Origin of the sequence: Clostridium sp. MCC344 (assembly GCF_018785365.1) — a bacterium.
GTDB lineage: Bacteria > Bacillota > Clostridia > Lachnospirales > Lachnospiraceae > Pilosibacter.
Window position 1 is genome coordinate 45,273 of record NZ_WQPQ01000026.1, and the last position, 14,941, is coordinate 60,213.

Below are 14,941 nucleotides of genomic sequence, written 5' to 3' on the forward strand. Positions count from 1 at the left end.
CGACCGGCTGCATACGCAAAAAGGTGCGGCAGACCCACTCACAGATCTGCCGCACTCCTCTACTCATCATTCAATTTTATAAATCCAATATCAGCTTTTCACCCTTTCACGCTGAGACTTCCAGCCGCGATCGCCTTCCCGGACTTCCTGTCAAACAGCAGGATATCCGTACCTGCGATGTCCACACCTGTCTCCTCGCCGAGCTTAAAGGTAACGCCTCCGAAGATCACGCCTGTCAGGAGGTACTTTCCTATCTTTAACTTCACGGTCGACTCCATACCGGTCGGCATCGCTCCGTAGATCGTAGATGCGACAGAACCGTCTTTCGAAAGCTTTAATGCTTCCGGTCGGATCGCAAGGACAAAATCCTCGTTGGTGATCTCCGGCTCTTCCTCAACCGCATAGTCGGATTCATCGACCTTCGCGATATGATATTTAAATACCTCATCCTTATTGCTCTTCTCGACAGCCTTCTTATCCTTTAACATCTCCAGCCGCTGGGCTTCCAGGTCCGCCGCATCCTGATCACGCTTTCTGAACCAGGCATCCATATCGATCGGCTCATTCGGCCGGAAAGTCGCCTCGAGGTCATCCAGGATCGTAAAGCGGAAGCTTCCGTCCGCCTGTTCCTTTCCTTTCGCCTCCACAAAGTTGATCGACGGATTTCCGACGAAGTCCGCAACAAAGAGGTTCGCCGGTCGGTTGTATACATCAAGAGGTGCGTCATACTGCTGAAGGACCCCGTTGTTGATCAGACAGATCTTCGTCGCCAGCGTCATCGCCTCCATCTGGTCATGTGTGACATAGACAAAGGTGCTTCCCGTCTCCACATGGAGTCTCTGCAGCTCGTATCTCATCTCAAGACGGAGCTTCGCATCCAGGTTGGACAGCGGCTCATCCATGAAGAGCACGGACGGCTCCGGGGCAAGCGTTCTCGCGATCGCGACACGCTGCTGCTGGCCGCCGGAAAGCTCTGCCGGGTAGCGGTTCATGAACATCCCGATCTTTACGATCCGGGAGACTCTGCGGACGGATTTATCGATCTCCTCTTTTGTGAGTTTTCTCTCCTCGGTGAGGACTTTTCCGCCGGATACGATCGCATATTCGTCATTCAGGGACTGTCCTTTTGCCTCATAGGATTTTCTGATCCCGTCCAGTTTCTTTTTCAGCTCCTCCGCCTTCGCCTTCGCAGCCGCATCCGGATCCGCTGCATCCTGGATCCCGTATCCGTAGAGGATTTTTGCTGTATAGATCGAGAGGATGAACGCGTCGATAAACTTCAGATATACCTTATCCGTGTCGAGTTTTCCGCGCTTATCGCGGCACTCTTCCACGAGCTCTTTGATCTTCTTTCCGCTCTTTAAAGCCCGGATCAGTTCCCCGGTCGTCATGGCATCAAAATCATATTTCGGGAGTTTCTCCTTGATATTGCTGAGACCGAAGGAAATGTTCTGGTAGACGGTCATGTTCGGCCACAGTGCGTAGTTCTGGAACAGGAAACCGACTTTTCGCTTGTTGGCAGGAATGTTGATCCCCGCCTCACTGTCAAAGACCACCTTGTCCCCGATCTTGATCTGACCGGTCGTCGGCGTTTCAAGTCCTGCGATCATACGGAGGATCGTCGTCTTTCCGCATCCGGAAGGTCCAAGCAGTGTGATGAAGGAGTTATCCGCGATATCCAGGTTCAGATGATCGACCCCGTAAAATTTCCCCCAGCGTTTTGTGATATTTCTCAATGTGATTTCCGGCATATTAGTTTCCTCCTATTCCATCGTCAAGGCTTGCACCTGTCAGCTTATTGACTAATGTATTGAAGATCAGGATCGTAACGATCAGGATCAGGTTGATCGCACTCGAGAACGCGTAAAGTCCCATCTCGTCGAAGTAATCGAGCGTTGTCGAGAGGATAAAGCCCTGCGTACATAAGAGCAGGAACAGGGACAGCTCACGGAGACATGTCATGAACGGGAGCATGTATCCGCTGATGATCGCTGACTTCTGGATCGGGATGATGATCCGGAACATTCGTTTCGTCCATGGGATATCCTGGATGATCGCCGCCTCCTCGATCTCATTGCTGATCTGCAGCATGGAGTTCAGCGCGCTCCGGCTCGCAAACGGGATGTACTTGATCGTACCTGCGATGATCAGCAGCGTATATGTATTAAAGAGGTTGATATGTTCATTCGAAAACAGGATGAAGAACGCTGCACCAACTGCGATGGACGGCATCAGGTACGGAAGAAATGCCACACCATTTACATAGCTCGCCCACCGGCTTCTGCGGTTCTTCGCGACCGCATATCCAATCAGGGTACCGATCGTTCCGGCAAGCAGGGCACAGCAGACAGCGACGAGCAAGGTTCCTGCAAATGCATGCCAGATCGTATTGTTGTAGAGGATGCCGTGCTGTCCGTACATACCGTTCTCGGTGATATTCTCCTTTGTGATCCACCACTTCGTTGTCAGGTTGCTCAGATCTCCTGTATAGAGGAAGCTGTAATCGCCCGGGTTCGGAAGGAAGGTCTCAAGTGCGAAGGAGAAGATCGGGAAGATACTTGTAAAGAATGTCAGGACGATCATCACGATACCGATCGCATATTTTCCGACTTTTCCAAGGTTCATCTTTGACAGCTGTCCCGATTTACCGGTGACTGTCGTGTAATTTTTCCGGCTCTTTAAGCTCACCTGGTTCATCGTGAGGATCGCGACTCCGAAGATCATCATGATGATCGCCAGGATACTCGCCTCACCTGTGTACTTGGAGTTTAAGGAGATATACTTTGTGGAAAGCGTTGTAAGACCTAAGTAATGCGGTACCGGGTAGCTTCCCATCGAACTTCCGAATACAAGAAGGATCGTCGAGAGGATCGCCGGTTTTACCATCGGGAGCGTGATCCGGAACATCGTCTTGAGCTTCGGTGTATCAAGGATCGTCGCTGCCTCCTCAAGGTTCGCATCCATATTCCGGAAAATACCGCCGATCAGGATATAGGCGAACGGCGCATAATGGAGTCCTAAGACAACGGAACTCGGGAACAGCCCCTGACACCACCATTTCGGCATACAGATCCCCGCAAGAGATGCAAGAAGTCCGTTTGACGTTCCGACAACCGCGTTGCTGTTGAACACGTTCTGCCATACAACGGCGAGTGTCCACTGCGGCATGATGTACGGAAAAATGAAAATAGAGCTTAAATATTTTTTGAATTTCAGGTTTGTTCTTGTTACTAAAAATGCGAAGGTTCCGCCGTAAATGATGGAGATCGTGCAGGTAAATACTGCTAAGAGGATCGTATTCCACAGCGGCTTCCAGAGGTTTGTCTTCGCCAGACGGCTTGTAAAGAGGTCCACATAGTTGACCAGCGTGTAACCGGACGCTTTTCCCGCGAGGTGGGCGTCGATGGTTCCCGGATGGATCGTGATCGTATCCTTTACGATCGCAACGATTGGTGCAACAGTGGAGAAAGTCAGTACGATGCCGAACAGGAGAAGGATGATGTTCTGCGGTTTTGAAAAATATGTTTTTACCCGGTTATATCCATTCACAGAAATGTCCGCTCCTTTCCTAAAACATGGATGCCGTTTGTTACGGCAGATGCCATATGTAACACGAGGGCGCCGCACGCATGTACGGCACCCTCTCAAGTGTCAGTCAGATTTACTTAGCAGAGTCACTGTACTTCGTGAGAAGTTCGATCCAGCTTCCGACTGTGAAGGAAACGGATGCGCAGTAGTCCGGATCTTCCAGAACTAACTCGCCGTCAGTTGTCCACCAGTCATATCCACGGTCATCTTTACACGGATATACATCTTCGCCGGCCTCGTTGTAGCCGCCCTTGCTGTGATGATAAGTTTCCTCGATCGCTGCTGCAACTTCCGGGTTTGCGGAGTAGCCGCCCATGTCTTTGCCCCATGCGGAGAAACCGTCCTCTGTGCATGTCATGTACTGGATGAATGCACATGCAGTCCACGGAAGCGGGCTGTTGTTTGTAACGAAAAGGTAATGGCAGTAACCGTAACCGCCGATGCCTTTGTAGCCGTCCTGATAAGCGGCAACCTTAATGTTATTTAAGGAAACGCCTGCGGACTCTTCTACGGAACGAAGTTTGGAGTAAACTAAAAGGCCAGCCTGATCCGTTGCGGAATCAGATACAAGTGTGTTGCAGATCGGACCATCATCTGTCTGCTCGTTGTAATTTTCAACCCAGAGCTTGATCCATGCAAGTGCGTATGCGCCGTTCTCGCCAAGTCCAAGATCCTCGGCATCTGCTGCCATCTCGTCGATGACCGGCTTGAAGTATGCTTTCTTTGTATCATCGAGAGCATCGTAAGCATCTTTTAACCATCCCGCATACTTATCTTCTGTCAGCATGTATAAGAAGTTCTTTCCGACGATCTCGGAATCGATATCCATGTATAACGGATGAACGCCTTCTGCCACGAAATCCCAGCAGTTATTGTACTCTGCGCTTCCGGTGCTGTTGTACATGAATACCTTGTTTAAGGTCTGCAACGGAAGGAATCCTTCATATGCATCCGGTGTGGTCCCGTTTGCCTCTGCCCATTCCTTCGGGATATAAGTCTTTAAGATTCCCGGCTCTACCATCTTCGTCTGGATCTGGTTGCCGTCCTGGATCAGGGTCATCGCGAAAGTTCCCTCGGTCTTTAAGGAATCTGCGGTCAACTGCTCAAAGATCTTGTTGTTCTTCGGCTGCTGCCACTCATATTCCATATTGTAGGACGGGTCGATCGACTGCAGGTATTCGATGAATAACGGGAGTGCGCTCTTACCACGGCTGGAGTTTCCGACACCGTAGAAGGTCTTTCCGTTGGACTCCTCGATGGCTTTCTTTGCAAGCTCTTCCATCGACATTCCTTCGGCTTCCTTGATGATCTTTTCTACATCGGAAAGATCAGCATCGTCCGTTTTCGCTGCCTCCGTTGCCGCTTCACTTCCGGCTGCCGCTGTCTCACCGCCTGTCGCCGCTGTGGTTGCCGTTGTGGTTCCACCGCCGCCGCATCCTGCGAGGGACATCGCTGCCATGGAAACTGCAAGTGCCAATGACAAAGTACGTTTTCTCATAAAACTGTTCCTCCTTCATCTGATTGGGTCATTTTGTTTTTCTCACGACTCATTTTGTACTTTTATTATAGCTGTGCGCAGAAAAATTTAACAGTGGACAAAACTGCGATAGTTTGTGAAATCCTGTGATTTTGTATAATTATGTTTCGTATTTCTGCTTTTTTTGTGCAGTTTCGACATATGTTTTAGATTGTCAGAATTGGTAGTACCGGCATGTTGCTGTAAAGGCATGTTCTTCGATATGAAAAGAATGTGCCTTGTCACATTCGGGCGTCTCGCGCAAGCGCGGACTTTGGCTCGTTGTTCGCGTAAACAAGTGAAAACACGTTTCGCGAGTTTCCCCTTGTTATCGCGACAGTCGCCAAGATCTCGCGCAAGCGCGGACTTTGGCTCGTTGTTCGCGTAAATTAAAAAAGAGAACCTTGCCCCGGCAGGCTCAGTTCTCTTTTCCTCATTTTTATTTTCTGTCATTTCAGATTCCGGATCCTCTGCCGCTTTTCCATTACAGAGCTTTCCGCCTATTTTCCAAAATACGCCGCGATCTCCTTCATTCTTCCCGTCTGTACGGCATGGAACGGACAGCGCTTATCGCAGTGACCGCAGGAGATACAGTCGGAAGCATGTTTTTCCAGTGTCGCGTAGTGGTCCGCCGCCATCGTATCCCCGGAAATTCTTTTAACTGCCAGTCGATCTGCTTTTTCACCTTCTCGAGATTTGTTGTCCAGCCGTATTCCCCGGTCTCGTAGTTTGCTCCAAAATGCACCTGATAGATCATCTCTTTCCGGACTGAGGTCTCTTTACAACAATTTTCTCCGCTATTAATACAGGTTTTTCACCTTAAACTCTTTCTCAAGCTCTCTTCTCTGGTCCTTTTTCGCGATATCCGCACGTTTGTCGTACAATTTCTTACCTCTCGCCAGACCGATCTCAACCTTTACGAGACTTCCCTTAAAGTACACCTGAAGCGGGACCAGCGTGTATCCTTTTTCCTGGATCTTTCCCTTCAGCTTGTTGATCTCATAGCGGTGCATCAGGAGTTTCCGCTCGCGGAGCGGATCTTTATTAAAGATATTTCCCTTTTCGTACGGGCTGATGTGCATGCCGTAGATCATGACCTCATCGTTCGTGATCCGCACAAAAGATTCCTTGATGCTGCATTTTCCCATCCTGAGAGATTTTACCTCGGTTCCCGCAAGCGCGATACCGCACTCAAATTTGTCATCGATGAAGAAATCAAAATATGCCTTTTTATTGTTTGCGATCAGCTTAAATCCGCTGCTCTTTGCCATAACTTCGTCCTCTTTTCCGTTCCGGCAGGAGTGTCCCATGCCGGAACCATTTCTATCACAAGGTCTGTCCGCTGCAAAAAACGAAACCGTGCTATCGTTTGTCGAAATTCCGCACCGGAAGGAAATCGATCGTTTTCAGATACCGGTCCACAGAGACGACCTGGATCTTCACGGTCTGGCCAAGCTTGAATTTCTTTCTCGTCCGCTCTCCCACCAGTTCATAGTGTTCCTCATCAAACACATAGTAGTCACCGTCGAGGTTCGCTAAGCGTACCATGCCTTCCACCGTATTCGGAAGCTCCACATAGAAGCCGTAATTGCTGATCCCGGAGATCACGCCGGTAAATTCTTCCCCGATATGGCGCTCCATGAACTGAACTTTCTTTGCCTTATCGGTCTCCCTCTCCGCCTCGTCTGCGAGACGCTCCCGGGAAGATGTCCAGATCGCAACTTCCGGAAGGATCTTCTCATAATGGGCGATCCTCTTTTTCGTGAGACCGCCGTGGAGATTTTCCTTGATAATCCGGTGGATCTGGAGATCCGGGTATCTTCGGATCGGGGAGGTGAAGTGCGTATAATAGTTTGCTGCGAGACCAAAGTGGCCCATGCATTCCGTCGTGTACTTTGCCTGCTTCATTGAGCGGAGTGCCAGTCTCGCGAGCAGCGCCTCCTCCGGGGATCCCGCTGCCTTTTCGAGCAGTTTCTGCATCTCCTTCGGATGAAGCTCGCCGTTCTGGAGCCGGATCGAATAGCCAAAATTGTTGATCAGAATGCCGAAGCGCTTGATCTTCTCACCGTCCGGTTTCTCATGGCTCCGGTACAGGAACGGGATCTGCTGCCAGTAATAATCCTCTGCGACCGTCTCGTTCGCAGCCAGCATGCAGTCCTCGATCAGCATCGTCGCCGCGTTCCGCTCATACGGCCTGATCTCGACCGGGCGTCCCTTTGCGTCCAGGATGATCTTGCACTCCGGGAAATCAAAGTCGACCGCACCGCGCGCCATGCGCTTTTTCCTCAGCACACGGGCCGTCTCGTCGAGAAGCAGGAACATCGGAACGAAATCTGCATATTCTTCGAGGCACTTCTTTGCAAATTCCGCTTTTTCCTTCGATTTCTCTTTCTCCGGCGCATCCGTCTGCGGTTCCTCAGTCCCATTCTTTGCTTCCAGGATCGCATTCACCGCCGTGTATGTCATTCTGCGGTCGATCCGGACGACCGACTCACAGATCTTATGTCCCACGATGATCCCTTTTTCATCGATATCCATGAGGCAGCTCATTGCCAGACGGTCGCAGCCCGCATTCAGGGAACAGATTCCGTTGGAGAGCCGGTGCGGCAGCATCGGGATCACACGGTCCACGAGATACACGCTCGTTCCGCGCTTATATGCCTCCGCATCGAGAGGCGTCCCCTCCTTCACATAGTGACTCACATCCGCAATATGGACTCCGAGATGGTAGATCGTCTCCCCGTTGATCGTCTCCTTCGACACACTGACCGCATCGTCGAGGTCTTTCGCGTCCTCGCCGTCGATCGTCACCATCGGAACATCTCTGAGATCCACTCTTCCGTTCTTCCCGATCTCCTCCGCCACATAGTCTGCGGAGAGTTCCTCCGGCGCATGGGAAACTTCTTCCATCACGTCCTCCGGGAACTCCTCCGGAAGTCCGTAGGCACGGACGATCGACAGGATATCGACTCCCGGGTCATTGATATGTCCGAGGATCTCCTGCACATGTCCCTCCGGATTCTTATTTCTGGTCGCATATGTGTCCAGTTTCACGACTACCTTGTGTCCGGAGACAGCGCCGTTCTCTTTCCCCTGCGGGATAAAGATGTCCATCGTGATCCGTGGATTGTCGGGGATCACAAAGCCAAAGCTTTTATTTTTTTCAAATGTACCGATCAGCGTCTCGTTGGCATGTTTTAATACCTTTAAAACTCTCGCCTCCGCGCGGCCGCCTCTTCCGTTTTCATCAATAATGACCTGGACCGTATCCCCGTCCATCGCGTCCCCGGTATCATCCGGCGGGACAAATAGATCGCCGTCGCGTCCCTCGATCGTCACAAATCCAAAGCCTCTGTGATGCGCTGAAAAGATCCCCGTCTGCGCAAACACCTCGGATCTCGCGTACTTTCCCTTCTTCGAGATCCCGACCTTGCCGGAAGCGACCAGTTCATTTAAGACCTCTTCCAGATCTTTTCTCTGCTCCTTCGGAACTCCGAGAAGCATCGCGAGTTCTTTTAATTTCATCGGAACATATGTCGGATCCTTCATCAGGGTCAGCAGCATCTGTTTCCGCTCTTCCATTAACGTTTCTTCCATTCTTCTCCTTGTCATATCAAAAACAGTTTTTCAAAAGTTCCCGGCACAGACTTCACGCCGGGCAGCCGCAAATAACCGGATAGATCCTGCGGACAGTTCTCAGACAGTGCAGCTTCCGATCTTTGTGTTAAACAAAAACACTCCTGCACGGGAATGATCGCTGCAGGAGTGTTCGTCATCTTAGAATTAGATTACCTTTAAATTTAATACCAGGGCAAGTACAAAAATCAGGACTGCCGCAATTTTTGTAAATTTCTCAAGGTTGCCTTCCATAGAACGGCCTTTATTTTTTCCCCAGTAGCTCTCAGCCACACCGCTGATCGCACCAAGTCCGGAAGTCTTTCCTTCCTGCATTAACACGATCACTGTCATTGCAATACATAAGATAACGAATACAATCGTCAGAATAATTCTAATCACCGACTACACCTCCTGTCCACAATTAAAGTCATCATAACATAAAATTGGATGGCTGTCAATCCTCGTGTTTTCCGGGCCGGAACTGATTTTCCGGCATATAAAGGAGTGTGCCGGGCGCGGCTGCTTGCATCGATCTCACTCGTCTTGCAAGTGCACATCATTCGCTGATCGTGACTTAGGGGTCAAAAAACGGCCATCCGCCGCAGGATTTCTCCCACAGGAATGACCGTTCTGTATTATATCACTTATCGGATATCCGCACCGAGACGGAACTTCAGGTTTCCGAGGATCTTCTTTACAAAGCGCTCGACGTCCTTCGGATCAAGGGCCTTGTCCTCCGGGATGAAGGAGATCTTGAATGCCATGCTCTTCTTGCCCTTGCCGATCTGGTCGCCGCGGTAGATATCGAAGAGTTCAACATCTCCGACCTGCTTGCATGCCTTCTTGATCTCATCGATCAGGCTGCCGCAGCTTGTCTCCTCGTCAACGACCATCGCGAGGTCACGGGTCACGGTATCGTACTCGGAGATCGGTTTGTAGCGCAGACCTTCCGGCATATGGGCAGAAAGTGCTGCGAAGTCGATCTCACCGATGTAGATCTGGTTGTTCGCCTTGCTGTCTTTCGGAAGCTTTAACTCACCGGCAACGCTGTTTGCCAGCTTACCGAAGGAACCAACGCGCTCGCCGTCGCAGAGGACATACGCGGAGATTCCCGGATGGAGATACGGAACATCCTCCGCTCTCTCATACTCAAAGCTTACACCGAAGGAAGCTGCAAGCTCTTCCATCGTTCCCTTTACAGTGAAGAAATCTTCCTGCTCGCCAAATGCCGCGAAGCCGACATGCGGGATCTCGTTCGGGAGCTCTGTGAGCGGAAGTGCCTTCGGATAGTATACGTTTGCATACTCGAAGAAACGTCCGGCTGTGTTGCCTTTCTTCACGTTCTCAACGACTGTATTTAACATGGACGGAGCCAGTGTGGTGCGCATGATGGAAAGGTTTGTCGTGATCGGGTTTAACAGGCGGATCACATTGCGCTCTTTTGCATCCGCTGCGATGTGGAGTGCATCGAGGTCTGCGTCGGAGTAGAATGCAAGTGTGGAAACCTCATAGTAACCCTGGGATACCATCACCTGTTTTAATTTTGTTCTTCTCTTCTGTGCCGGATTTAATCCGCCGTTTGTGACTGCGGAATCCTTTAAGAAGGTCGGAACGATGTGGTCATAACCGTACTCACGGATGACTTCCTCCGCAAGATCCGGCTCGCCAACCTCGATATCCTCTCTGTAGCGAGGTGCTGTGACAGTCATGACATCGCCGTCGCGCTCAACCTCGAAGCTGAGTCTGCGGAGAATGTCGAGAACATTCTCTGCCGGGACCTCGATGCCGAGGATCTTGTTGATGCCACTCAATGTTGCGGTAAATTTCTTTCCTTCCTTCGGTGCTCCCGCATCCACATCGAATGCGCTCGCTGTGATCTCGCCGCAACCGAGTTCCTCGATCAGGTGAAGGGCACGCGCCATACCGATCTCAACGGTGTACTCCGCGATGCCTTTTTCGTAGTGGCTGGATGCGTCTGTGTTCTGTCCGAGACTTCTCGCAGTTTTACGGATGTTGTCGCGCATGAACTTTGCGGATTCAAAGAGAAGCTGTGTCGTATTCTCTGTGATCTCACTGTTCATTCCGCCCATGATACCCGCAAGAGCAACCGGCTTGCTTCCGTCGCAGATCACAAGGTTATTCTCGTTTAACTTGAATTCCTTGCCGTCAAGTGTCTGGATCATCTCATCCTGCTTTGCGCGGCGGACGATGATCTGGGAGCTCTCCAACGTGCTCATATCGAATGCATGCATCGGCTGACCGATCTCAAGCATTACGTAGTTCGTGATATCGACCACGTTGCTGATGCTTCTGAGACCGCAGAGAGCCAGATGACGGCGCATCCATCTCGGGGACTGGCCCGGAGTGATGTTTCTCACGCCATGTCCTAAGTAGCGCGGGCAGAGATCCTGTGCCTCTACTTTAATATCAAGATTTTCATATTTATAATCGCTCTGTTTGTAGTCGAGAGCCGGCATTTTCAGCGGTTTATCAAGAACTGCTGCAACTTCTCTCGCAATACCGAGAACAGACTGGCAGTCTGCACGGTTTGCCGTTACGGAGATATCGAAGATGTAGTCGTCGAGACCAACAACCTTTGCGATATCAGTTCCCGGAACGGTGTCCTTCGGAAGATCCAGGAGACCGTAAACCTCAGCGCCCGGATACAGGTCATCGTTTAAGCCGAGCTCTTCACCGGAGCAGAGCATACCGTTTGACTCGATGCCGCGCATCGGTTTTGCCTTGATCTTGATGCCGCCCGGCAGTGTGGAATTATCAAGAGCCGCCGGTGTGTGCATGCCTGCGTAGACGTTCGGAGCACCTGTGAGGATCTGGATATCATTTCCATACTCGCCGCAGTCTACTTTACACTTGAAGAGGTGTGTTCCCTCGATTGGCTCGCATTCCTTTACGACGCCGACAACGACACGGTCGATCTCAGCGGAGAGATCGATCAGTTCCTCTACCTCAAATCCACAGCCAAAGAGCTTGTCTTCCAGCTCCTGGGCAGTGACATCAATGTCAACATATTCTTTCAGCCAACTAAATGGTACTTTCATGATCTTCTCCCTCCCTTATTAGCCTTTGAACTGCTTCAGGAAACGAAGATCATTCTCATAAAGCAGGTTGATGTTGTTAATACCGTATTTTAACATGGCGATACGCTCGATACCGATACCGAAGGCGAGACCGGAATACTCATTCGGGTCGATGCCGCAGTTCTCAAGAACCTTGTGGTGTACGATACCGCCGCCTAATACCTCGATCCAGCCGGTGTGCTTGCAGAGCGGGCAGCCTTTTCCGCCGCACTCGAAGCAGCTGACATCGACCTCAACGCTCGGCTCCGTGAACGGGAAATAGCTCGGGCGGAGACGTGTCTTTACGTTGCTGCCGAAGATCGCCTGTACAAACTTGTCGAGCATACCCTGAAGGTCGCAGAGCGTGATCTTCTTATCGACAACAAGGCCTTCCATCTGGTGGAACATCGGGGAGTGAGTCGCATCACTGTCGGAACGGAATACACGTCCCGGTGCCAGCATCTTGATCGGCGGCTTCTTCGCATCCATCACACGGACCTGTCCCGGGCTTGTATGGGTACGGAGTAAGATATCTTCCGCTACATAGAACGTATCCTGCATATCTCTCGCCGGATGATTCTTCGCAACGTTTAATCTTGTGAAGTTGTGGTCGTCATCCTCGATCTCCGGACCGTCGAAGATCTCGAAGCCCATTCCTGCGAAAACATCGATCATCTCATTCTCTGTTACGGTAAGCGGATGGAGACCTCCGGCCGGACGCATCTTTGCAGGCATCGTGATATCGACCTGCTCGCTCTTATTGCGGGCTGCGAGCTCTAACTCATCCATCTTATTCTTCATTTCCTGGTAGCGGGCTTCTACCTGGTTCTTAAATTCATTGATCGTCTTTCCGACGTTCGGGCGCTCCTCCTTCGGAACACTTCCAAGACCCTTCATCAGGTCTGCGATGCTGCCTTTCTTGCCAAGGAAGCTCTGCCAGAACTCACCAAGCTGTTCCTTGGACTGTACACTGCCGAGAGCGGCTTCCATCTGCTCCTTCAGTGCTTTGATCTTCTCTTCCATAGTCCACCTCATTCTTTCGGTATGGTTTTACATTCTATCAGTGCGAGGACAAAAAAAACTCCGTCCCGCCATGGGACGAAGCTGACTCTCCGTGGTACCACCCAGATTCCGCATGCATTCATGCGGCACTCAAACGTCTGTAACGGGACTTCCCGTCCTGCACTACTTGGATCCCTTTCGCACAGGCTGCTCAAGAGTGAATTTACAAAAGTTTCCTTCGGAAGGTCTTTCAGCCGGTGAACCTTCTCTCTGTCATACCGGAACTCTCCTGTACTGTCTCTGTCATTGCGTTTCACACATGGTCGATGGTAGCACATTCCCACTGGTTTGTCAAGTCTCACCGGGGCAGAGGCAAAATCAGCACCAAAACTGCACACAACGCAGTTTCCCGCCCAAACCTTCTAACATACACTGTCCCCGCATAATAAGTGTAAAATTTCAGCGAAATTTTCTCTCACTTTCTTGACACATCCAGCCATTTATGGCATCATCAGTTTATAGGCAGGAATAATCTGTTAATATTCCATTCCATGGAATTTATATATGATCTGCCCGCAAAACAAACGAAAAACAACCTCAAGAAAAGGAGGATTCCTATGGATTTTCTGACATTAACCATCGGAAAACAAAAAAACATCGCCCTGATCGCCCATGACAGCAAAAAGCATGAAATGATCGACTGGTGCGAAGCAAACAAAGAAATCTTAAAGGGACACTTTCTCTGCGGCACAGGAACAACCGCCAGAATGATCACCGAAGCCACCGGTCTCCCGGTCAAAGGCTACAACAGCGGTCCTCTCGGAGGAGACCAGCAGATCGGCGCAAAAATCGTCGAAGGACGCATCGATTTCGTCGTATTCTTCTCCGATCCCCTCACAGCCCAGCCACATGACCCGGACGTAAAAGCTCTCCTCCGCATCGCCCAGGTCTACGATATCCCGATCGCCAACAACCGCGCGACCGCCGACTTCATGATCACCTCCCCACTCATGAACGAAGAATATGATCACCAGATCATCAACTTCCACCAGAACATCAAGGAGCGGGCAAGCAAACTGTAGCACTCAAAATGTAAAACCAATCGATGCAAACTAAATTCTACAAAACCTAGAAAGGCATGGAAACACGTTCACAACGTTTCCATGCCTTTCGAACCCTCTGCATTTATCATCTCACGCCAACCAACAGCGGTGAGCTTCCGGGCAGGGGCGCATGATCCGGGGAGCTGGTTCCTCTTGGCCCGCGGGTGACTGCGTTGGAGAGCAGGGAACACTTGTCTGAGCGCAGCGAGTTGTGTCACAGTACGCAGGCCTTCCTGCCTGCGCACTGTGACAGGATTTTGCCGATGCTTCGCATTCCGAATCGGCAAAATCCGCGACCGCTACTGTATCATACGGAATTTTCAGTTCAGAAAATTCCTATATAAAAGGCGCTGGCTACCTCCACTCGTCCGCCCTTAGCAGTCTCACGCAGGCCTAGCGGAACCCTCCCCGCATCCCCAGCGCCCCTGCCCGGAAGCTCACCGCGTCCCTCTCGCCAATCACATCATTCCTTCATATCTTTATCCAGAAGATCCACCAGCTCCTCAATCTGGCTCTCCCCATACACCTTCAACCCATACCCGGCCAACACCGCCGCCGTCTTCCCCATTCCCTCACGCAGCTTATGCGAAAAACTCCCATCATAAACCCCATTCGATCCGCAGGACGGACTTCTATCCTTCAGGATCGCGATCCCACATCCATACTTCTTCGCTGTCTGCAATGCCGCATCCGCACCGAGAAGAAACTCTCCCGTCACATCCTCGCCCTCCGTATTGATCACCGCCTCATCCGGCATATGGATCTCGGAAGCCGCACGCGGAGTCGGAAGACCGCCCAGCTGTTCCGGACAGACCGGATGGAACTCGGCCTTTCCCTCCATCTTTTTCATAAACTCAAGCACACCCTGATTCCGATTGTTCGTCCCATCCCACTTGCAGTTCTCACCGATGAGACAGGCACTGATAAGAATATGTATCATAATTCTCCCTCTTTCATAGACCAGCTCGCGCAAACCGCAAATCCAGCTCTTTCACGCTCGCTCGATCATCTGCCAATGCAGGCCATCTGTTCGAAAA

General features: G+C 51.0%; 11 protein-coding genes and 1 other annotated feature. Of the genes, 1 reads left to right on the plus strand and 10 read right to left on the minus strand.

The features are described 5' to 3' along the window. Positions 1 to 98: 98 nt before the first annotated feature. The 9 genes from GPK90_RS09150 to pheS form a co-directional block, all read right to left on the minus strand. On the minus strand, positions 99 to 1,751 hold the full coding sequence (locus tag GPK90_RS09150) for an ABC transporter ATP-binding protein (protein WP_021904241.1): 1,653 nt from the start codon (positions 1,749 to 1,751) through the stop codon (positions 99 to 101). 1 nt (position 1,752) lies between these two features. Further along, on the minus strand, positions 1,753 to 3,549 hold the full coding sequence (locus GPK90_RS09155) for an ABC transporter permease (RefSeq protein WP_243021210.1): 1,797 nt from the start codon (positions 3,547 to 3,549) through the stop codon (positions 1,753 to 1,755). A 112-nt stretch (positions 3,550 to 3,661) separates the two neighbouring features. Next, positions 3,662 to 5,086 carry a hypothetical protein gene (locus tag GPK90_RS09160; protein ID WP_215702809.1) on the minus strand — a complete coding sequence of 475 codons (1,425 nt, stop codon included), beginning with the start codon at positions 5,084 to 5,086 and terminating at the stop codon, positions 3,662 to 3,664. A gap of 518 nt (positions 5,087 to 5,604) precedes the next feature. Then, positions 5,605 to 5,742 (minus strand): 4Fe-4S binding protein, encoded by a 138-nt coding sequence (locus tag GPK90_RS19770; protein WP_118531686.1) that lies wholly within the window; start codon positions 5,740 to 5,742, stop codon positions 5,605 to 5,607. 162 nt (positions 5,743 to 5,904) lie between these two features. After that, positions 5,905 to 6,375: an SsrA-binding protein SmpB gene (smpB, locus tag GPK90_RS09170; protein ID WP_118297114.1), complete on the minus strand. Its 471-nt coding sequence runs from the start codon at positions 6,373 to 6,375 to the stop codon at positions 5,905 to 5,907. Positions 6,376 to 6,466: 91 nt separating this feature from the next. Next, a complete protein-coding gene (gene rnr / locus GPK90_RS09175; RefSeq protein ID WP_346011233.1) occupies positions 6,467 to 8,701 on the minus strand; it encodes a ribonuclease R in 2,235 nt (744 codons plus the stop codon). 186 nt (positions 8,702 to 8,887) lie between these two features. Next, a complete protein-coding gene (secG, locus tag GPK90_RS09180) occupies positions 8,888 to 9,121 on the minus strand; it encodes a preprotein translocase subunit SecG (protein WP_118296789.1) in 234 nt (77 codons plus the stop codon). 245 nt (positions 9,122 to 9,366) lie between these two features. Then, positions 9,367 to 11,781 carry a phenylalanine--tRNA ligase subunit beta gene (gene pheT, locus GPK90_RS09185; protein WP_215702810.1) on the minus strand — a complete coding sequence of 805 codons (2,415 nt, stop codon included), beginning with the start codon at positions 11,779 to 11,781 and terminating at the stop codon, positions 9,367 to 9,369. 18 nt (positions 11,782 to 11,799) lie between these two features. After that, on the minus strand, positions 11,800 to 12,822 hold the full coding sequence (gene pheS, locus GPK90_RS09190; protein ID WP_215702811.1) for a phenylalanine--tRNA ligase subunit alpha: 1,023 nt from the start codon (positions 12,820 to 12,822) through the stop codon (positions 11,800 to 11,802). Between the two features lie 68 nt (positions 12,823 to 12,890). Beyond that, positions 12,891 to 13,117, minus strand: a binding site (T-box leader). A gap of 301 nt (positions 13,118 to 13,418) precedes the next feature. Between pheS and GPK90_RS09195 the strand changes: the two genes are divergently transcribed. Continuing rightward, positions 13,419 to 13,883, plus strand: coding sequence for a methylglyoxal synthase (locus GPK90_RS09195; RefSeq protein ID WP_118531692.1), 465 nt, complete (start codon positions 13,419 to 13,421; stop codon positions 13,881 to 13,883). A gap of 484 nt (positions 13,884 to 14,367) precedes the next feature. Here GPK90_RS09195 and GPK90_RS09200 read toward each other — a convergent pair whose 3' ends face one another. Continuing rightward, positions 14,368 to 14,844 carry a 2-thiouracil desulfurase family protein gene (locus tag GPK90_RS09200; protein WP_215702812.1) on the minus strand — a complete coding sequence of 159 codons (477 nt, stop codon included), beginning with the start codon at positions 14,842 to 14,844 and terminating at the stop codon, positions 14,368 to 14,370. Positions 14,845 to 14,941 lie beyond the last annotated feature (97 nt).

Coding starts and splice junctions, on each gene's coding strand:
- GPK90_RS09150 (WP_021904241.1), bottom strand. CDS start 1,751: ATGCCGGAAATCACATTGAGAAATATCACAAAACGCTGGGGGAAATTT.
- GPK90_RS09160 (WP_215702809.1), bottom strand. CDS start 5,086: ATGAGAAAACGTACTTTGTCATTGGCACTTGCAGTTTCCATGGCAGCG.
- GPK90_RS19770 (WP_118531686.1), bottom strand. CDS start 5,742: ATGGCGGCGGACCACTACGCGACACTGGAAAAACATGCTTCCGACTGT.
- smpB (WP_118297114.1), bottom strand. CDS start 6,375: ATGGCAAAGAGCAGCGGATTTAAGCTGATCGCAAACAATAAAAAGGCA.
- rnr (WP_346011233.1), bottom strand. CDS start 8,701: ATGGAAGAAACGTTAATGGAAGAGCGGAAACAGATGCTGCTGACCCTG.
- pheT (WP_215702810.1), bottom strand. CDS start 11,781: ATGAAAGTACCATTTAGTTGGCTGAAAGAATATGTTGACATTGATGTC.
- pheS (WP_215702811.1), bottom strand. CDS start 12,822: ATGGAAGAGAAGATCAAAGCACTGAAGGAGCAGATGGAAGCCGCTCTC.
- GPK90_RS09195 (WP_118531692.1), top strand. CDS start 13,419: ATGGATTTTCTGACATTAACCATCGGAAAACAAAAAAACATCGCCCTG.
- GPK90_RS09200 (WP_215702812.1), bottom strand. CDS start 14,844: ATGATACATATTCTTATCAGTGCCTGTCTCATCGGTGAGAACTGCAAG.